The sequence below is a fragment of the Chondromyces apiculatus DSM 436 genome, from assembly GCF_000601485.1.
Taxonomy (GTDB): domain Bacteria; phylum Myxococcota_A; class Polyangia; order Polyangiales; family Polyangiaceae; genus Chondromyces; species Chondromyces apiculatus.
Window position 1 is genome coordinate 27,140 of the sequence record NZ_ASRX01000054.1, and the last position, 20,202, is coordinate 47,341.

At 71.1% G+C, this 20,202-nt stretch carries 12 protein-coding genes and 1 tRNA gene; 10 read left to right on the forward strand and 3 right to left on the reverse strand.

Annotated elements, in window-relative coordinates; genetic code table 11:
* Positions 1-255: 255 nt before the first annotated feature.
* Entirely contained in the window at positions 256-822 is a 567-nt protein-coding gene (locus CAP_RS29215) for a hypothetical protein (protein ID WP_044246950.1), read from the forward strand.
* Positions 823-837: 15 nt separating this feature from the next.
* Here CAP_RS29215 and pgm read toward each other — a convergent pair whose 3' ends face one another.
* Entirely contained in the window at positions 838-2,487 is a 1,650-nt protein-coding gene (gene pgm, locus CAP_RS29220) for a phosphoglucomutase (alpha-D-glucose-1,6-bisphosphate-dependent) (RefSeq protein ID WP_044246951.1), read from the reverse strand.
* Positions 2,488-2,556: 69 nt separating this feature from the next.
* On the opposite strand from pgm, the gene CAP_RS29225 reads away from it, so the two are divergent.
* Together CAP_RS29225 and CAP_RS45795 are read left to right on the forward strand one after the other, a co-directional pair.
* Positions 2,557-4,296 carry a thioredoxin fold domain-containing protein gene (locus CAP_RS29225; protein WP_044246952.1) on the forward strand — a complete coding sequence of 580 codons (1,740 nt, stop codon included), beginning with the start codon at positions 2,557-2,559 and terminating at the stop codon, positions 4,294-4,296.
* Between the two features lie 117 nt (positions 4,297-4,413).
* Complete coding sequence (locus CAP_RS45795; protein WP_052376267.1) at positions 4,414-5,145, forward strand: FmdE family protein; 732 nt, start codon at positions 4,414-4,416, stop codon at positions 5,143-5,145.
* A gap of 170 nt (positions 5,146-5,315) precedes the next feature.
* Here CAP_RS45795 and CAP_RS45800 read toward each other — a convergent pair whose 3' ends face one another.
* Positions 5,316-6,518, reverse strand: a complete 1,203-nt coding sequence (locus CAP_RS45800) for a TerB N-terminal domain-containing protein (protein WP_081865374.1) — start codon at positions 6,516-6,518, stop codon at positions 5,316-5,318.
* A 173-nt stretch (positions 6,519-6,691) separates the two neighbouring features.
* On the opposite strand from CAP_RS45800, the gene CAP_RS52670 reads away from it, so the two are divergent.
* Positions 6,692-9,403 carry a DUF4215 domain-containing protein gene (locus CAP_RS52670; RefSeq protein WP_197041401.1) on the forward strand — a complete coding sequence of 904 codons (2,712 nt, stop codon included), beginning with the start codon at positions 6,692-6,694 and terminating at the stop codon, positions 9,401-9,403.
* A gap of 4 nt (positions 9,404-9,407) precedes the next feature.
* Here the strand turns inward: CAP_RS52670 and CAP_RS29245 are convergent, their stop codons facing one another.
* Positions 9,408-9,788: a VOC family protein gene (locus CAP_RS29245; protein WP_231511754.1), complete on the reverse strand. Its 381-nt coding sequence runs from the start codon at positions 9,786-9,788 to the stop codon at positions 9,408-9,410.
* Between the two features lie 98 nt (positions 9,789-9,886).
* Between CAP_RS29245 and CAP_RS29250 the strand changes: the two genes are divergently transcribed.
* The 6 genes from CAP_RS29250 (at position 9,887) to CAP_RS29275 (ending at position 20,194) form a co-directional block, all read left to right on the forward strand.
* Entirely contained in the window at positions 9,887-12,196 is a 2,310-nt protein-coding gene (locus CAP_RS29250) for a S9 family peptidase (RefSeq protein WP_081865380.1), read from the forward strand.
* 106 nt (positions 12,197-12,302) lie between these two features.
* Positions 12,303-12,376: transfer RNA gene (locus CAP_RS29255), tRNA-Pro, on the forward strand.
* 1,264 nt (positions 12,377-13,640) lie between these two features.
* Positions 13,641-14,039 carry a hypothetical protein gene (locus CAP_RS29260; protein ID WP_052376273.1) on the forward strand — a complete coding sequence of 133 codons (399 nt, stop codon included), beginning with the start codon at positions 13,641-13,643 and terminating at the stop codon, positions 14,037-14,039.
* A complete protein-coding gene (gene tssK, locus CAP_RS29265; protein WP_044246953.1) occupies positions 14,036-15,370 on the forward strand; it encodes a type VI secretion system baseplate subunit TssK in 1,335 nt (444 codons plus the stop codon). Before CAP_RS29260 ends, tssK begins: the two co-directional genes overlap by 4 nt.
* A 7-nt stretch (positions 15,371-15,377) precedes the next feature.
* The gene (locus CAP_RS29270; protein WP_044246954.1) at positions 15,378-16,175 is read left to right on the forward strand and encodes a DotU family type IV/VI secretion system protein; all 798 of its coding nucleotides are present in this window, start codon (positions 15,378-15,380) and stop codon (positions 16,173-16,175) included.
* Positions 16,172-20,194 carry a type VI secretion system protein gene (locus CAP_RS29275; RefSeq protein ID WP_044246955.1) on the forward strand — a complete coding sequence of 1,341 codons (4,023 nt, stop codon included), beginning with the start codon at positions 16,172-16,174 and terminating at the stop codon, positions 20,192-20,194. The genes CAP_RS29270 and CAP_RS29275 overlap by 4 nt, the downstream gene beginning before the upstream one ends.
* The last annotated feature ends 8 nt before the right edge of the window (positions 20,195-20,202 follow it).

A 20,202-nucleotide genomic window follows, 5' to 3' on the forward strand; every position in this document is an offset into this window, starting at 1 on the left:
AGGGAGCCAGCGCGGCTGTGCCTCGCCCGGTCGTCGCCACCCGCTGGATCCCGCCCGTGGCACCTACCGTGCAACCCAGCATGAAAAGCGTGCAAAAGCGTGCAGATGCACGCAGGTGCAACCTGAATGCAACCTAAAGGGACGGCGAGCAAGGAGCGGTGCTGCGCGCACGTCACGTGATGCGCCGCAGCACCACGCCGTCGAGAAGAAGGGAACGCGATATGGACCGTGAAAGAGACTGTGAAAGGAGGGCGCATGGGTAAGCTCACCACGGCACCCGAGATCCTTCAGGGTCTTGGCCTCGCTCCGGGGTTTGGTAGTCCCCTGTTCGGCAGCAGCAACCGCGCCGAGGGCGTCAAGAGCGCTCCGGCGGTGAGCGCAGAAGCCCCGCTCACGAACGATGCGAACGATGCGTTGAGCGTCGCGAACCGCATCACCGCCCTCTCATTCGGGGCCGCGGCGGCCACGTTGCTCCTCGGCTGGATGCTCCTGCCGCGGCGCGCCAAGCGTCGCGAAGCCAACCCTCTGGGGCTCGCCAGAGACATCGTGCTCGGCGCCACCCTGACCTCGGGCGTCGCGAGCCTCATCGGTAGCGAACTCAGGCGACGCCAGCCTGACGACGCGCACCTGCTGGCTGGGGATACGACGAAACCCGCCCTGGCGACCTCTCCCGTGGCCCAGACCGCCCAGCGGGTCCTCACCACCGCGGGCCCCGTGGAGATCGCCCTCGCGGGCGCGGCGGTCGGAATCACCGCTGTGCTGGCGCTGAAATCGGGACAAGCTCCCGACCGGTGGAGCTTCCTGTCGCGTCTGCTCCCGTGAGCGAGGGCGGGCGCGTCAACCCGCTGCCTTGAACGCTTCGTCCACGAGTTGACGCGCCTCGACCACGAGCTGGTCGAGGTGCTCCTGTCCGCGGAAGCTCTCCGCGTAGATCTTGTACACATCCTCCGTCCCCGAGGGGCGGGCTGCGAACCAGCCGTTCTCGGTGACCACCTTGAGCCCGCCGAGGTCGGCGCCGTTGCCGGGCGCGCGGGTGAGCTTCGCCTGGATCGGCTCGCCAGCCAGAGACGCGGCGCGCACCGCCTCGGGGGACAGCCGCTTCAGCACCGCCTTCTGGGCGGGCGTCGCTGGTGCATCGATGCGCGTGTAGGACGCAGCCCCGAAGCGCGCCACCAGCTCCTGGTAATGCTCACCTGGATCCCGCCCTGTGCGGGCCAGGATCTCGGCCGAGAGAAGATCCAGGATGATCCCGTCCTTGTCCGTGGTCCACGCTGTCCCGTCGCGCCGCAGGAACGACGCCCCGGCGCTCTCCTCCCCTCCGAACCCGAGCGTCCCGTCGAGCAGCCCGGCCACGAACCACTTGAAGCCGACCGGAACCTCCACGAGCGGCCGCTTCAGATCCCTCGCCACCCGATCGATCATGCCGCTCGACACCAGCGTCTTGCCCACCGCCGCGCTCTCGCTCCACCCGGGCCGGTTCTGGAACAGGTACGCGATGGCCACTGCCAGGTAATGGTTGGGGTTCATCAGCCCCACGCTCCGGGTCACGATGCCGTGCCGATCGGAGTCGGCATCGTTGCCAAACGCGATGGAGTAGCGGTCCTTCAGCGCGACGAGGCCCGCCATGGCGTGGGGCGACGAGCAATCCATGCGGATCTTGCCGTCGTGGTCCACGGGCATGAACCCGAACGTCGGGTCCACCGTGGCGTTCACCACGGAGATATCGAGCCCGTACACCTCCGCGATCGGCCCCCAGAACGCCACGTTGGCCCCGCCCAGCGGATCGGCTCCGAGGGAGAGCTTCGCCCCGCGGATCACCTCCATGTCGACCACGTGCCCGAGGTCCCGCACATAGGGGGTGACGTAATCGTGGACGTGCGTGGTCGGGGCGCGGATGGCCTCCGCGTGCGACACCCGGCTCACCCCGACGAGGCCAGCGGCGAGCAGCGCATTCGCGCGGTCCTCGATCCACCGCGTCGCCTCGGTATCGGCGGGCCCGCCGTGCGGCGGGTTGTACTTGATGCCCCCGTCCTCGGGAGGGTTGTGCGAGGGCGTGATGACGATGCCGTCCGCGAGGCGCTCCGTGCGGCTCCGGTTATGGACCAGGATGGCGTGGGAGATGACCGGCGTCGGCGTGTACCCGCCCTCCGCAGCGACGAGCACCTCTACCCCGTGCGCCGCGAGCACCTCCAGCACCGTGCGCTGCGCCGGTGCGGAGAGCGCGTGGGTGTCCATGCCCAGGTAGAGCAGCCCGGTCACCCCTTGCACCTGCCGGTACTCGCAGGTTGCCTGCGCGATGGCGAGGATGTGGGCCTCGTTGAAGCTCCGACGCGCCGCCGAGCCACGGTGCCCCGAGGTCCCGAAGCTGACCCGCTGCTCGGGGATCGAGGGGTCCGGGCGCTCGTCGTGGTACTGCGCCCGGAGCCTGTCCGGATCGATCAGCAGCGAGGAAGGCGCAGTCTTGCCGGCGAGAGGGTGGAGTGCCATGGGGAGGTCCTACCAGCTCGCGGCTGCGCGGGCGATGACGACCCGCCCTCCTTGTGCTCCGATCGGCCCATGCCGACCGGCGCCCTCGCGCTCGCGCCTCCTGCCCCCATCGCGCTCCTCGCGCTCGCGCTCGCCGCTTCTCTCGCCGCGTGCCGCTCCGAGCCGGCCCCGCAAGCGTCCCCCGCTCCCGGCGCAGCCCTCACGTCCGCCGCATCCGCCGCATCCGCCGCGTCCGCCGCCGCCCCTGCCATTCCCCTCCCTCGTGCCGTCCACGACGGCGCTCCAGCGGCGCACCCTGGCGCGCCGGTCTGGTTCGAAGGCCCTCCGGATCAGGCGCTCCAGAAGGCAAGGACCGAGGCCAGGCCACTCCTCGTGTACTGGGGTGCCGCCTGGTGCCCGCCGTGCAACGAACTCGCCGCCGAGGTCTTCGAGCACCCGCGCTTCCCCGAGATCGTGCAGGGCCTCGTCCCGCTGCACCTCGACGGCGACACCGAGGAGGCCCAGACCTGGGGCGAGCGGCTCGGCATCTCGGCCTATCCCACCGTGCTCCTCCTCGGCCCCCAGGGCGACGAGCTGCTCCGCCTCAACGGCGCCGTCGATCTCGCCGAGATGGAGCGCGCCATCCGCGCCGCCCTCGGCCGCGGCCAGAGCTTCGACGCCGCCATGAAGCGCCTCGACGAGGGCACCGCGGCGCAGCCGGGCGATCACCGCGTCCTCGCCCACGCCGCCTGGGAGCTGCTCCCCGAGCCTCCGTGGACCCCTGCGCGCCGCCTCACGGCCCTGCACAAGGCCACCTCCCGGTGCCCGCCCGACCTCGCCCCCGAGTGCGCCCTGCTCGCCTCGAACCTGCTGAGCCTCGCCCTCGCAGGGCGCACCGACCCCACCCTCGCCGCCGAGATCCAGGCCATCCGCCCCGAGATCCCGCGCTTCCTCGACACCATCTTCCAGGACCGCGCGTCCATCCGGGCAGCCCGCACCTTCGTCACCATGCGCGTCGCCGACATGCTCGCCTGGCTCCACGGCGACACCCCGGCCCCCACCCCACCTCAGGCCACCTCTCCCGCCCTCCCCTCATCGCCCTCTCCCCTCCTTTCCGAGGCCACACTCCGCCAGCGCTGGCTCACCGCCGCCGACACGCTCGGCGCGGATGAGAGCGCCTCCAGCGAAGCCCACCTCTGGGCCGTGCGCCCGGCCCTGGACATCGCCCGCCGCGATCAGCCCCAGGGCCCCCTCCCAGCCGCGCTCCGCGACCGCATCGTGCAGGCCGCCACCAGGGCCGTGCAGCGAGCCGAGCGCAGGACTGCCCGCCAGGCCATGGCCGCCGGGGCCTCCTACCTCCTGCGCCGCGCCGGCGCGCACGACGAAGCCCGCGCCATGCTCACCGCCGAAGCCTCCCGCGATCCGACTCCCTGGTACCACCACACCCTCCTCTCGGCCCTGGAGCAGGAACTCGGGCGCGCGGACGAAGCGCGCCGCTGGTCGGCCGAGGCCCGCAAGAGCGCCACAGGCCGCGCCACCCGGCTGCAGTGGATCGCCAGCGACATCGCCTTGAACGCCGAGCTGCCCGGCGCCGAGCAGCGCGCCTACCTCCTCGGCCTCGCCGACGAGTACTACGCCCTCGCCACGCAGCTCCCCGACGGCTTCTCGGGGCGCAACCGCTCTCGCGCCGAGCAGGTCGCGCGCGCGCTCGCCCCCTTCCGCGCCGACCCAGCCCTCGTTGCGCTCCTCGCCCGCCACCGCGCCCGCTGCGCGTCCTTGCCAGAGGATCGCCGCACCGCCTGCACGGGCCACCTCGACGCGCTCCGGTAGCGCACCGGCACGTCCCCTTCCATCCCCAGGGCCCTCCCCACGCTCCCCATGTCCCGTCCCGCCCACGCCCACGCCCCTCCGGTTGACGCCCCCTGCAGGCGCAGACAAGCAGGAGCAATGCTCTCCCGAACGCGCCCTGCCCGCCGCGCTGCCCGCGCGCTCTCCCTGTTCACCCTGCTCCTTGCAGCCGGCTGCGCGAGCGTTCCGCAGGCCACCTCGGCCGCCTCGGCCACCTCGGCCACCTCCACGCCGGAGCACGCAGCAGCGCCCCCGCACCACGACGCCGCCACGCCTGGGCACGATGCCGCCCCGCAGCACGCCACGCCCGCCCATCCCGGCAGCGGCCACGGCACACCTGGTTCTCACGCTGCACCTGGTTCTCACGACGCACCTGCTCCTCACACCGCATCGCCAGCCGCCTCCGGAGACATCGACCAGCAGCTCGCCGCCGTCGCCCGCATCCACGGCGGTACAGGCCCGTGGGCAGTCGCCGGCTACCGCATGGGCCAGCACGCACTCGCGCGCCTCGGCCTCGCAGCGCAGAGCTTCGACCTGGAAGTCGTCCACCATAGCCCCCGCGCCGTGCAGTTCACCTGCATCGCCGACGGCGCTGCCGCTGCCACGGGCGCGAGCCTCGGCAAGCTGAACCTTTCCCTCGTCGAGGAGCCCGACGAGACCGCCGTCTCCACCACCTACCGCCGCCGTTCCACCGGCACCTCCATCACCCTCCGCCCCACCGCCGCATTCCGCACCCGCTTCAAGAACGTCCCCCGCGAGCAGCTCCCGACCGCCGGCCGCACCGCCATGGAGCTCCCCGCCTCCGAGATCTTCGAGGAAGCAAAGCCTTAGGTACTGCGTACCCTGGTGCAGGGACCGAAGGTCCCTACGCTCCCGATGGTCGGTACTGCGTACGGCACTTCAGGGACCTAAGGTCCCTACGCTCCCGATGGTCGCTACCCCCGTTGCCTTGATCTAACGCCGCGCCGAGGACCCGGTACGAACTCGGGAAACGGAGTACCTCAGGCTGACCCGTGCTCGACGTCGAGCTGCTCTGCAGCGCTCACCGAGGCGGGCGAGAGTTCCTCGGCGCAGCGCTGGACGAGCTGGCGCAGGCGCTCCACGGGCTCTCGCATCGGCGTTACGTCGGGGACACCGGGTGCCCCGAGGACCAGGCCACCGCCGAACGAAGCGCTCGCCGGGCGGTAATGCACGACCAGCTCGCGGCCTTCGGGCCTGCGCACCAGACCTTCGCCGAAGACCTCCGCGTAGCGCGCGCCGAAGCGCTCGCGCAGCGCGTCGGTGGCGCGGCCCCCGGCGGCGAAGGAGGGGCGCGGCTCGTCGGGGTGGGCGAGCGCCCACGAAAGCGCCCACGGCGCCGGAATGGGGCGGCCGTCGCGCACGAGCTGACCGAGCCCCAGGCGGAGCAGGAGCGGCAGCTCTCCGGCGCGCGGCTCGTCGGGGGGGACGAGGCGCTCGTGCACGGCCGAGTCCTCGCCCATCCACATCGCCCCGAGCAGGCCCCAGGCGTAGCCGCGAAAGGAGGCGCTGCGCGCGTAGCAGTCCCGCAGGGCGAGGATCTCGGCTTCGAGGGCAGACCTCTCCGCCGCGGAGAGCGGGATCCGCCGCGCATCGGCCAGGAGGCGCCGTTCGAGGCCGTAGAAGAAAAGGAACACGTGGCCGATGTCCGCGTCCGGATCGCGGCGGCCGCGCGCGAGCCAGCCGAGAAACCCCGCGCGGTGCTGCGGCGAGAGTTCGCGGTAGGCAGGCCAGCAGGACATCGCGTCGTCGCAGCGCTCGGCGTGGCCAGTATGCCCGGCGTGCGCGGCGTCCACGCGCAGGCGCGGATCGAGCAGGGCCGGCTCGACCTCGTAGGGTTCGGCGACGGGCGGGAGGTGCTCGCCGACGTAGAGCATGCCGCCGGTGAGGTGATGGCCACCGACGACCACGCTGTCCGCACCCGGCGGAATCCAGGTGGCCAGCGCCGGAGAAGAGACCGGGTGCGGTTCCGCTGTGGCGTCGGCTCCCGCCGTTCTACCGGACGTCGCGACGACCGGAACCTCGTGCGCGCGGCGGCCGGCGAACCACCCAAGCAGCGCCGCGAGCCATCCGGTGGCGCGACGCTCTTTTCGCAGTGGCACGTCGCCATGGGAGGCGAGGTGGCCCGCGCCGTCAACCACCGACGCGCACATCCCCCACCCCTCCCCCGAAGAGGAGCGCTTCATGGACAACCACCGACACACACATCACTGAACATCCCTGGAGAGCTGTGGAGGAATTGTCCGGCGGGAAGTGACCGTCGTCCTCGGCAGATCGATGAACCCCCGCAGCTCGGCCTGTGAGACACTCGGCGCCGCCGGCCAGGGTTGTCCATCTCGGCACGGCACGGGAGGCGAGCATGATCCGACGCTCTTTGTATGTAATCACTGCGCTTACCACCAGCTTCGCGCTCATGGCGTGCGGCGGCGATGACGACGGCTCCGGCGGAGGTACCACCACCGACACGGGCACCACCACCGACACGGGCACCACCACCGACACCACGACTGGCAACCAGGGCGGCGGCGGCGGCGGTCAGGGTGGCAGCGGCGGCCAGGGTGGTGGTCCCGTCGAGGGGTGCGGCGACGGCCTGGTGTCCGCGGACGAGGAGTGCGACGACGACAACACCGTGAACGGCGACGGCTGTGACAACGGCTGCTCCGTGGAAGACGGGTATGCCTGCACCGGCGAGCCGAGCGCTTGCGGCCCGGTGTGCGGTGACGGGCAGATCCTCGGCGCCGAAGCAAACGGGTGCGACGACGGCAACACCGCCGAAGGCGACGGCTGCAGCGCCACCTGCACCGTGGAGCCCGGCTACACCTGCACGGGCGAGCCGAGTGACTGCTCGGCCGAGTGCGGCGACGGCCTGGTGTCCGCGGACGAGGGGTGCGACGACGACAACACCGCCGCGGGCGACGGCTGCAGCGCCACCTGCACCGTGGAGCCCGGCTACACCTGCACGGGCCAGCCCAGCACCTGCAGCGCGGCGTGCGGCGACGGCGACATCGCCGGCAGCGAGGCGTGCGACGACGGCAACACCACGAACGGTGACGGCTGCAGCGCGCAGTGCCTGGAGGAGCCGGGCTGGACCTGCACCGACGCGCCGGGCGGCTCGGACTGCGCGACCACCTGCGGCGACGGCATCAGGATCATGGGTGTCGAGGGCTGCGACGACGGCGACACGATGGGCGGCGACGGCTGCAGCGCCACCTGCACCGTGGAGGCCGGCTACACCTGCGCGAACAACCCGGGCATGCCGAGCCAGTGCGTCACGGGCTGCGGCAACGGCATCATCTCCGGCGGCGAGACCTGCGACGACGGCAACGCCGTGAGCGGCGACGGCTGCAGCGCGGCCTGCACCACCGAGACCGGCTACACCTGCAGCGGCACCCCGAGCGCGTGCTGCTTCGCCGAGACCGAGGCGAACAACACCTACCAGACGGCGGACGGGCCGCTCGGGGTCGGCGGCAAGGCGTGCGCGGCGATCACCCCGGCAACGGACGTCGATTTCTTCTCGTTCACGCTCCAGACAGCGGGCGACGTCACCATCGAGACGCTCCCCGGGGGCGGCAGCGGCATCTGCCCCTCGACGCTCGACACGGTGCTCGAGCTGTACGGGACGAACGGCACCACGCTCATCGCCAACAACGACAACAAGGCGAACGGCGATCACTGCTCGAAGATCGACCCGGTGACCCACCCTGGCGCGGCCTCGCTCCCGGCGGGCACCTACTACGCGCGCGTCATCGACTGGCAGCAGGACGGCGTGATCACGAGCTACCGGCTCTCGGTGAAGGCCACGGTCTGCGGCAACGGCATCACCGAGGGCAGCGAGGAGTGCGACGGCGGCACCGGGTGCAGCGCCACCTGCCAGCTCGCCACGCCGGGCCTGGGCCAGAGCTTCACGACCGCGCAGCCCTTCACCGCCTGCAACATCACCCCGAACTCCAACGCGCGCGTCGACGTGCCGAGCTGCTTCCCCCAGGTGGGCGGCGTGCACTGGTACTCGTTCAACACCGCGAACGGCCTGCTCGCCCTCACCGCGAACGCGGTCGGCCCGGTCGCGCTCTACAGCGGCCTCGGGCAGGAGCTCGGCTGCTTCAGCGACGCGACGCAGGCGCCGCTCGGCACCCTGACCAGCGCAGGCGGCACCGTGTACGCCGCGGTCGCGGTCCCCACGGCCATCAACTGCCTGACCTTCGCACAGACGCCCTACAACGGCGTCGGCACCACCGCGACCGACATCAACGTCAGCTTCGACACGCCGCCGGCGATGGACTTCGGCATGACGGTGAACTCCGGCTCGGTCTTCCTCGGCACCCACACCGAGATCTTCCAGTTCCCGAAGACGGGCGGGGTGATGGCCGAGGAGTACAGCGTCGCCGACGGCATCCAGTTCCAGCACCTCGGCTATGACCTGAAGTTCGCGGGCGGCAACCTCTTCAGCGTCACCAAGTCGGCGTCATCGAGCGCGAGCCGCATCTACCGGCTCTTCAACGAGTCGAGCAGCACCTGGGGCGCGACGCCCTGGGACACGACGCCCACCTACCCCTCGAGCGCGCCCTTCTACACCCTCACCTACGACGGGACGAACATGATCGGGGCCACGCGCACCACGCAGGGCACCGTGCACTTCTTCTCGTTCTCGGCCACCGCCGCGGGCACGCCCGCCTCGCTCGGCACGAACACCTCGGTCGGCTACGTCGTCGGCCTGGCGGCCGACAGCCAGTACTTCTACGTGGCTGGCCTCGGCGCGAGCGGCGAGGGCGTGTACCGCATCAGCCGCGCCAACGTCTCGGCGCCCGCCACCCGGATCGCGCGGGTCGAGACCACGACCTCGCACAACCCGATCGCGCTCGACAACACCGGTATGGCCAACTACCTCTACGTCCGCACCGAGGGTGAGATCCACGTGGTCGCGAACCCCGCGGGCACGCCGATCTACGCGGGTGCGCTCTCCACGCTGGGCGGGCCGGGCGATCAGGCCATGGCCTACGACCCGATGACGGACTCGATCTTCTTCGTGGAGACCGAGACCACGGGCAGCGCCCGCATCATGCGCCTCCAGTAAGCCGTCACGCCGGGTAGTGGCTCAGGCCCACGAGGTTCCCCTCCGGGTCGCGCACGTAGAGCGTGTACGCGCTCTCTCGCTCCACGTGCGCCCCGGCGGCCGCGAGCCGCTCCCTCCAGCGCTCCCGCGCGTCCTTGCCGATCGCCAGCGCCACGCAGTGAAAACCAGGCGCAGCGTCGACCCGGGTGGGCCCCTCCGCGCCAGCGCGCTCGACGGCCAGGAACGCCCCGCCCCCGAGCCCGAGCCACACCGAGCGCGGCGCTCCCGCCTCGTCTGTCCACCGCCGCACCACCGGCAGGCCGAGCAAGCCGCCGTAGAACGCCTCCGCGCGCTCCAGATCATGGACGACGACGGCGAGGTGGTGGACGGCGAGCGGCTCCATCATGCGCGTTCCTCTGGCACGACCCCGTCCGCGCGCCCAGCCACGCGCCCAGCCACGCCGAGGCCTTTGACTTCCCCCCTCCCGTGGCGATGATGGCGCCCATGCGCCTGACGCTGGCCTGGCTCTCCGTTCTGCCCGCCCTGCTCTCCGCCTGCACCCCGCCCGCTGCGACCCCTGCCCCACGCGACGCCACCGCGTCCTCCGCGCCGGCGGTCCCCCCGGCCGTACCGGCGGCGAGTGCCGCGGGTCAGAACCGCCCCTCCCTCCTGGGTCCGGAGGCGAGCGCCATCACCTTCGACCGGCTGGCGAAGTTCGGCGAGCCCGGCCTGCACACCCCGCGCGCCTTCGCCTACTCGCCCGACGGCAAGTGGCTCACCTACCTCGCGAGCGAGACGAACGACGACCAGATGGCGCTCTTCGGCTTCGAGCTCCAGACCAAGACCTCCCGCGTGCTCCTGCGCGCAAGCGACCTCGCGAAGACCGCGAGGCCCCTCTCCCGCGAGGAGGAGCTGCGCCGCGAGCGCCAGCGCAGCAAGATGATGGGCATCACCCAGTACACCTGGGCGCGCCGCGCGCCGGTGCTGCTCATCCCCCAGAACGGCGACGTCTTCCTCCGCGACGAGAGCGGCACCATCACCCGGCTCACCGAGACCCCCGCCCCGGAGCTTGACCCGCAGATCTGTAGGGGCGGCGAGAAGGTCGCGTTCGTGCGCGACAGCGAGCTTCACGTCGTCGACGTGGCCTCGAAGCGCGAGCAGCAGCTCACCCGGGGAGCGCCCACCGGCGTCACCCGCGGCCTCAGCGACTACGTCGCGCAGGAGGAGTTCGGCGAGCAGAGCGGCTACTGGCTCTCGCCTGGCTGCGATCGCCTCGCGTACCTGGAGGTCGACGAGCGGCAGGTCGATCAGCACCCCATCGTCGGTTATCGCGGCGGCAACCCCGACCAGATGCAGCAGCGCTACCCCGCCGCCGGCCAGAAGAACCCGCAGGTGCGCGCCGGCATCCTCGACCTGAAGACGCGCCGCACCGTCTGGCTCACCTTCCCCAAAGGCAAGGAAGCCGAGGAGCGTTACCTGGTGCGCTTCACCTGGGGCCCAGACGGCAAGTCCCTGTGGTTCCAGTCCCTCGATCGCGAGCAGAAGCGCCTCACCCTGATGCGCGCCGACGCGGCCACCGGGGCCGCCACTGAGGTGCTCACCGAGACCTCGAAGACGTGGATGGACCCCGGCGAGATCGAGCTGCTCGAACGCACGCCGCGCTTCCTCTGGACGCCCGTCGTCGACGGCCACCACCACCTCGCCCTGCACGACGCCGCGACCGGAGCGCGCATCGCCCAGCTCACCTCGGGCGCGTGGGACGTCGACGTCATCCACGCTGTCGACGAGACCAGGAACCTGGCCATGATCAGCGGCTCCCGCGAGTCGCCCCTGGAGAGCCACCTCTACGCCGTCCCCCTCGCTGGCGGCGAGCTGAAGCGCCTCACCAGCGACCGCGGCGACCACCGCGTCGTCGTCAGCCGCACCGGCGCCGGCTTCACCCACAGCCACTCCGCCGTGGATCGCCCGCCCCGCGTCGAGATCCGCGCTGCCGACGGCACCGCCCTCGGCGCCCTCCCCACCCCCGTCGACCCCGAGATCGAGGCCTTGCGCCTCCGCACGCCCGAGCTGATCACCGTGCGCGGACCGAGCGGCGACACCCTCCACGGCGCGCTCCTCAAGCCGAGGAACCTGGAGGCTGGCAAGCGCTACCCGGTGGTGGTGATGGTCTACGGCGGGCCTGGCGTGCAGACCATCCGCAATAGCTGGTACCCGCGCCTCACCTGGCAGCACCTCGCCGACCGCGGCTTCGGGGTCTTCGCGCTCGACAACCGCGGCTCCACGGGGCGCGGCCCCGCCTTCGAGGGCGCCCTCTACGGCCGCCTCGGCAACGTGGAGCTGGAAGACCAGCTCGCCGGCGTCGGCTACCTGCGCGCTCAGGCGTGGGTGGACCCGGGTCGGATCGGCATCTACGGCCACAGCTACGGCGGCTACATGGCAGCGCTCGCGATGCTCAAGGCCGCAGACCACTTCAAGGTCGGCGTCTCGGGCTCACCCGTCACCGACTGGCGCCTCTACGACACGGGCTACACCGAGCGCTTCCTCGGCCTGCCCTCGAAGAACGCCGAGGGCTACAAGGCGTCGAGCCTGCTGCCCCTCGCGCCGAACCTGCGGGGCAAGCTGCTCGTCATCCACGCCCTCATGGACGAAAACGTCCACTTTCAGAACACCGCCGAGCTCGTGGACGCCCTGGTCGCGGCCGACCGCACCTTCGATCTTCTCGTCCTCCCGGGCGAGCGCCACGGCTACCGCAACCCCCTGGCGCGGCGCTACGTCACCCGGCGTGTGGTCGACTACTTCGTGGAGCACCTGTGAACGGAGCGCTGCCGCGGCCCCCCCAGCAGCTTCACCGGCCGCCTCTTGAGCGTCTTGCTACGAAGAAGCACGTCGTCTAAGTTCACTCCCGCGGCATAAACCGCACCGGGGAGTCGCACAGTCCGGTAGTGCACGAGCTTTGGGTGCTCGTCGTCGCGGGTTCAAATCCCGCCTCCCCGACCCAGATCGCCGCCGCAAACGCCTCGAATCCCAGAACGCTTGCTCGCCAGGCCGTCGTCGAGGCAGGTCGCCCTCGTGCTCGGAAACGAGTCGCAGATGGAGACCCGGGCTGGTCAGAGCAGCCATGAGCCGCTCTCCGCGACGCGCCAGGTTACCAGCCACGCTCTGGTCCACAGGCCCACGCGCCTCACGCGCCATGGCCTCCTCGCCCTCATCCTCCTCCTGCTCGCTTACGCCCCACGGCGCGCCGAGGCAGCCACCGCGCGGCGCTCCACCGCGTGGCGCCTCACCGCCCCGCGCTCCCTGCGGGATCTCGGTCGTCGGCACGGTCCAGTACAGGCTGATGTTGTTCGCCGTGATGTTCTGCCCGGGCAACCACACCGCCGGCGCGCTCGGATCCTGCGCCAGCCCCGCGGCGAGCTTCTGCCGGTCGATGGCGCCGATCCAGAGCTGCTTGCACTGATTCATCCCCTTCGCCTTGCAACGGCGGTATTCGCCCCGTTCCACCACGAGTCGCGCGCCGCGTTGAAGGCGAGGTGCCCAGGTCACCTTGCTAGCCCCTGATCCCCAAAACTACACTCAACAACACGACGCTTCACGTCATTCACACAGCATGATTTGAATGGCGGGCGCTCCCGGTGGGCAGAATGGCATCCCTGGAGGGTGCGCGCGGGCAACGCATCGCTGCGGGTGCCACGTCTCTAATTTCTGCTGATCACGTCTCGGTCTTCCTATGGAGAGAGACCCGAACCGTCGTACGGCGACGTCACGCCATCGCCTCCTCTGCACGCGTTCGAATGGGCGCGCAGGCTTGGGTCTTCCCGCATCCCCTGCCCTCCCGTATCCCCCGCGGACTGCGGGAGGCACCGACCCCAGCAGCTTGCGCGTAGGGTGGAGGGCGGCCGCGCCGGGACTGGACCGCCCGCGCGGGTTCGCGCGTTCCCCGCTCTCGGCGATGGCATCGCCGGAGTGCTCCCCGCAGTGCGGCGCAAGCAGGTCTTCTTCGCGCCGATGGCGGACGGGTTCGAGGTGCTCGCATCTCGCGTCGACCTGCGTGTCACGTCGCGCCGGTGCCGAGACGAGGCCGCACGCAGAAAGGACGTGGAAGGGTGTTCTGGTACTTTTTTAGACGAAGCCATGCCGCGCACGTATGATCCATTGCTAGATGGCGTACTCGACCCGTAGCACCGGGCGCCGGGCGCGCTCTTGCATCGCCCTCGGCCTCTGCCTGACGACGTGCGTCGTGATGGGTTGCGGCTCGTCCATGCGCCCATTCCGCCTCCTCGTCGAGGTGCAGGTCACTCCGCAGTCCAACCAGAACTCTCCTATCCCCGTGACGCTGGTGGCCGTCTATGACCGGAAGCTTTACGAGCAGTTCTCGCAGATGGCCGCCAAGCAGTGGTACACGCAGCGGGATCAGCTCCGGCGCGATCATCCAGGCGGCGATGTCTTCATCGAGTGGGAGTGGGAGTTCGTGCCAGGGTTCACCCCTCCTCCGGTCGTGGTCGAGATCCGCGGGAATGCCGTCGGCGCGTTCGTCTTCGCCAATTACCGGTCGCCGGGGCCGCACCGCGTCCGCCTCGGCCCGCATCAGCGCATCCGCATCAACCTGGAAGAGGACGACGTGACGGTCAGCACCCTGGCTCCCCCGGAGGGCTCGTGAGGCGCGCTGGCGAGGTCCCCGGCGCCATCCAGTGGCATGACGGGATGCTGCTGTCCCCGCAGCATTTCCAGGAGTCCGCGCGCCGGTTCGAGCGACTCCTCGATTACCACCTCGGCCACGCGGGCCCGTTCCACTACGGGGTCCACCACCTGGAGATCGACCTGCGCCTCCTCGTGAGCGGCACCCTGCGCGTCATCGAAATCGAGGCGGTGATGCCGGACAACCTGATCGTGCACCAGGCCGCGCAGGATCCGGAACTCACCGTCGATCTCAAAGCGCACGCGGAGGGCTTCGCGGCAGGTCCCCTCACCGCCTGGCTCGCCGTGCCCCGGGAGCACCTCGGCGGCCCTGCGGCGGGTGGGGAGTTCGCCCGCTACCGCTCCGTCGATGGCGAGCCGATCCCGGACCACAACACCGGCGACGAGCCGCTCGCCATCCCGCGCCTCGCGCCGCTGGCGCGGCTGGTCATCGCCGCCGAGCCACCGGCGCGCTTCGTGTGCCTGCCCGTCGCGCGCATCCGGCGCGACGGCGAGGCCTTCACCCGCACCGACTACGTGCCCCCTTGCCTCGCGGTCGCCCTGACCTCGCCGCTCGGCGCCTTGTGCCAGCAGGTGGTGTCGCGGCTTCGCGAGAAGGCGCTCCGGCTCGCTGACAAGCTGGGCGCGCTGTCCCTGACCACCGACCGGGAGCTCATCGGCGAGATCCGCCGGCAGATCCACAGCCTCGTCGCCGCGCTCCCTCCCTTCGAAGCGGCGCTCGGTACTGGCCGCTCTCACCCTTACCCGCTCTACCTCGCGCTCGCGGGGCTGGTCGGCCAGCTCGCGGGCTTGGCGCAGACGCCAGTGCCGCCGATCCTGCCCACCTACCGCCACGAGGACCTCCGCGCCACCTTCCAGACGGCGCGGGATCACGTCTTCAAGCTGGTGGATGAGGGCATCCTTGAGACCTTCACGGCCCACCCGCTCGATTTCGCGGAGGGCCGCTACCGCGTGGAGTTCCAGCGCGCGTGGTCCGGTCGGCCGGTGCTGATCGCTGCACGGGGTCGACGCGGTGCGCAGGAGAAGGACGTCCTTGCCTGGCTCGACGCCTCGCTCATCGGGTCCCTGCGCCGCGCACGCGAGATGCAGCAGGCCCGCGTGCTCGGGGCAGGACGCCGCCGCGTCGATCGCCACGGAGACCTGATCCCGCCGGGCGGCACCCTCCTCTTCGAGATCGAGGAGGAGAGCCCGTACATCGAGCCCGGCGAGCCGCTCGTGGTGTTCAACACGGCGGATCCAGCCGCCGCCACGGGACCGGCGGAGCTGGTTCTCTACGTGAAGGCAACGGAGTAAGGGGTCGATGACCACCGCGCCGCTCGCGATCGCAGGACCGAGGAGCCGCCGGGGCGCGCCGCCCAGGGGCGCCCTCGCGCCCGCTGGCGCGAGCGTGACGCTGCTGCTCAAGGCCTTCCAGGACTTCTACGCGGAGGTCGCGCGACAGAAGGCGTTACTCCTCCACCCCATGGGGGGCACTCCCCCCTCGCCAGACGCCGTGCGCCAGCACCTCGTGGATCTCCTCGAGTCGCAGGCGGTGGCCCTCTCGCGGCACCTCGCAGAGCACGAACTCCGGCTCTACGACGACGCCCAGTACATCATGGCGGCGACCGCCGACGAGGCGCTCCTCGATCTCGACTGGGTGGGGCGCTCCGACTGGGCCGAGCGGCCGCTCGAGGCGCATCTCTTCCACACCCACGACGCCGGCGAGCGCTTCTTCCGCAAGCTCGACGACGTGCTCGAGGGCCGGGCGACCGTCTCCACGGCGCTCTTGCTGGTCTACCTCGCGGCGCTGGGGCTCGGCTTCCAGGGCAAGTTCCGCGCGCTCGGCGCCCGCGACCAGCCCGAGATGTACCGGAGACGCCTCGCGCGGCACCTCGGCCGCATGGATCCGGCCCTGCTGGCGCCGAACCAGGGGCTCTGCCCCGAGGCGAGCGCGCACACGCTCGAGAACGCGCCCCGCGCCGAGCTTCCGACCCTACGCGCCGGCTGGGTACCTCTCTTCGCGGTCGTAGCCTGCCTGCTTCTGGTCGCGCAGCTACTCTGGGCCTACCGTGTCACGGACGTGAACGAGGCGCTCGATCGCGTCGAGGGGGTCAGGTGAGGACAGCGCTGCTGATCGCGCTCGTACTGTTCCTCGTCGCCGTCGTCGTCGCGGTGGTGATCTTGCTCCTGCGCGCGCGCCGGAAGCGGATGGCCGCGGCCGGTCCGGCGCAGGTCGATCACGGCCTGGAGATGCAGCGGCTCTTCGCGGCCGGGCGCAGGCTCCAGAACGCCGCATCGTCGAGCGCGCTCTCCCACGCGGCGGCGCCGCGCCTGCTCCTGCTCGGCCTCCCCGACGCGGGCAAGTCGACCCTCATCGCGGGCGCCGGCCTGAAGCCGCGCTCCGGGCCGGCCCCCCTCCCGCTCGGCAACGCAGCGACCTGCCAGCTCTGGCTCTTCGAGCGCGCCGTGGTGATCGAACCTGCGGGGCGCACCCTCGTCGGCGAGCCCCGCGCCGAGGGACAGGCTCCGGACACCGGCGCCTTCGACGCCATGCTCGACGCCGCGCGGCGGGACCGGCCAGAACGGCCGATCGACGGGATCATCGTCGCCGTCTCGGCGGCCGATCTGCTCGATCCCGAGGGCGCACCCCAGGATCTCCGGCGCACGGCCGCGCTCCTGCGCCGACGGGTGGACGAGGCGCAGAGGCGCCTCGGGATGCAGGCGCCCATCTTCCTCGTCGTCACCCAGAGTGATCGCGTCGCCGGCTTCGACAACCTCGTCGAGGAGCTCGACCCTTCTCTCCATCAGGCCATGCTCGGCTGGTCCAACCCCCGCTCTCCGGCCGCGGAGGTCACGGCGGCCTGCGTCGACGAGGCGCTCGACAGCATGGGGGATGCGCTGGCCCTGGAGCAGGCCCGCCGCCTCGCTGCCGAGCGGTCCTTCGCCGGGGACGCCGAGGCGTACTTGCTCTTCCCGGAGGCGCTCGACGCGCTCCGCACCTCGCTGCGGGCCTACGCCGAGGAGCTGCTGCTCCCGATGGAGGGCGGCGAACCGACGGCGCTGCGGGGCATCTACCTGGTAGGGACCGCGGAGCCTGGGGCCTCCGCCGAGCCCTCACCCGGGCGCCCTGTGCTCTTCGCGCGCGAGATGCTCGAGCGGAAGATCCTCGCCGAGGCAAACCTCGCGCGCCCGGGGGCCACGGCACTTCAGCGCCGGCGCCGGACGCTGCTCGCCCTGCACGCGGGCACCGCAGCCTTCGCCTTGATCTACGGGGGCGTCCTCGCGATCGCCACCGCCCGGGTCGCCCACCATGCCACCCTGATCACGCCCTTCCTCGACGACCTGCAGTCCGCCCTGCTGGAGATCAAGCCGCCCGTGCCCCTGGACCAGCAGGAGATCAGCGCGGACGTCGACCCTGCCGGGCAGGCGCGCCTCGCACGCTCGGCGTATCTCCTCAAGAAACTGAGCGAGTTCGAGACCGACCGGCTTCGCTCCGCGGCGGTCCCAGGCTCCTGGCTGAGCAGCATCGACGATCGCCTTGAGCAGGCGATCGCCAAGACATACCGGCGCATCCTCCTCGATGCGTTCCACGTGGGCCTGGACACGCGGGCGAGACAGCTCGCCTCGCTCCCGCTCGCCGCGCCCCTCGGATCGGGTGCGCCAGGCACCCTGGATCAGACGCCCGAGTACAGAGCCCTGCAGGACTGGCTGGCGCAGGTGGCCGCGTTCGAGGCCAATGTCGCACGGTACGATACGCTGGTCGCGGGCCTCACCGGCTCGGATGCGGACGACACGACGCGGCTCCGGGCCTCGCTGGATTTGACGGGCTACCTCGTCCAGGAGCAGATCGGCCAGGGCCGGAGCGCGGGCTACCACGAGCGCGCGCTCCTCCGCCTCACGCCGCGTCCCCCCTTCAACCTCGGCCCTCACCGCAACAGCGTCCAGCGCACGGCCGACGAACTCTTCTCGCGGGTCGGCGCCCGTGTCTCCCTCACCGTCAACGAGGCGAAGCTCCGGAGCGACGTGGAAGCCCTCAAGACCGGGCTCGAAGCCCTCGGCATGGGCGGCGCCGAGTACCGCACCGATAAGCTCGACGCCCTCCAGGGAGCCATCCTCCGCACGGAGGGCCAGCTCGCCGCGCCCACCCTCTCCTGGGTGGGTGGTGGACAGCTCCCGATGGGCGAGGAACGCGAGCGCCTGCTCAGAGCCGTGCGGGCCTCCCGCCTCCTCGACGGGAAGACCTACGGAGAACTCAAGCAGAGCGATCTCGAGCAGAAGCTCAAGGACCTGCAGCGCTACCTGACCGAGGCCGAGACGGCAGTCTCGGGCCGCATCTTCCTCGACAAGGAAGGGACCGATCAGCTCGCCCTCGGCACCGTCGTCTCCGCGCTCAAGGAGCCGACCGGAGCCCTGCTCCGGCAGCGCTTCATGGCGCCCACGGACGAGGAGGATCCCGTCCCGGAGGACCTCGATGGGGCGCGCCTGAGCTGGGACCTGGAGATGCTCAAGGACGCGGTCAAGTTGCTGAAAGGGTACGAGGCCTACGTCCAGTCCGACGGGCTCAAACCCTTCCCGGAGAAGGTCCGGGGGACCGTGACCGAACTCAGCACGCGCAACCTCAAGGACAACGTGCTGGTCACGGTGGGCAAGGCCGCGCGGCGCGAGATCGCGCCGCCTCCGAGCGAGACGCGGCTGATCGAGACGGTGCGCGCGGACGTGGTGAGCCTCGCGCAAGCGAGCGAGGCGCTGCGGGAGATCCTCGCGGCGTCGGGGCGCATCGGGCTCGAGGAGGTGCGCGAACGGGTGCGGTCCCTCCTCCGCGGCCAGGGGGCGCGGCTGCTCAACCTCGCGAGCCGCGTGCTCGCGACCGAGTCGCTCTACGAGGTCAAGGGCAACACCTTCGCCTGGTGGAACGGTGAGCGCCCCCCGGTGTTCGAGGCCTTCGGCGTCTCCGACGCGGCGCGGCTCGCCGAGTACCTGATCATCCAGCGCGGCCGCATCGACAGCCTCACTCACTCCCTCGCCGACCCGGTGCTCGGGCTCCTGGAGAGCGCCGAGGTCGGCGCCGAGACGGCACCGGTGGAGGGCATGAAGCGCTGGCAGCGCATCACCAGCGCGCTCCGCGATTACGAGAGCAAGAAGCCCGGCAACAGCGTCGGCTCACTGGAGCGCTTCCTCCTGACCGACCTGCCCGCAATCACCTTCGAGAACTGCCTGGAGCAGCTCGGGCGGGCCCCGGTGGACGTGGAGACCATCGATCTGTTCAGCGAGCGCCGCCGCGGCATTCACGCCTTGCTCTTCGAGCGGTGCGCCACGCTCGCCGAGCGGGAGATCAGCGAGAAGTACCCCCGCCTCCGCCGCTTCTTCGCCCGCGCCCTCGCGGACCGCTTCCCCTTCGCCAAGATCGAGCCCGGCGTCGATCGCGAAGACGCGAACCCCGATGACGTCAGGCTCTTCATCCAGAACGCCGCCGACTTCCGCAAGCGCTACCGCGGCGTCCTCGCGGTGCGCGGCGACAGCGCCGCACAGGCGGTGGTGCGCTTCCTCGACCGCATGGAGAAGGTGCGGGAGTTCATGGATCCCATGTGGGGCGCGGGCGAGTCGTCGGCAGACGGGCGCTTCGACGTCAACGTCGCGTTCCGGGTCAACCGCGGCCGCGAGGTCGCCGGCAACCAGGTCGCCGAGTGGAGCCTCCGCTTCGCCGACGAGCGCGTCACCATGGACGGCCCGAAGCCCACCGCGACATGGCGCATCGGCGATCCGCCGCGGCTCCAGCTCCGCTGGGCGAAGAACAGCCCCGACATCCCCTTGGGCGAGCAGGATCCGGGAGTCCTCGTGAAGGAGCGTCTGGTGACCTTCGAGCAGAAGGGCACCTGGGCGCTGCTCCGCCTCATCGCCACGCACCGGACCTCGGCCGAGGACGCCGAGAGCAAGGAAGACTCCTCCTCGAACGTGCTGCAGCTCGTGGTGTTCACCATCCCCGACCCGGCGGGCGGCTGGGTGGAGCGGGTGGACACGCCCGAGGTGGGTGGTGTGGCGCGCGTCTTCGTGCGCCTGGGCCTCACGGGCAAAGAAAAAGACAAGCCGCTCAAGTACCCCGATTTCCCCACGACTGCGCCGATGCTGGACCTCGAGTAACGCGAGCC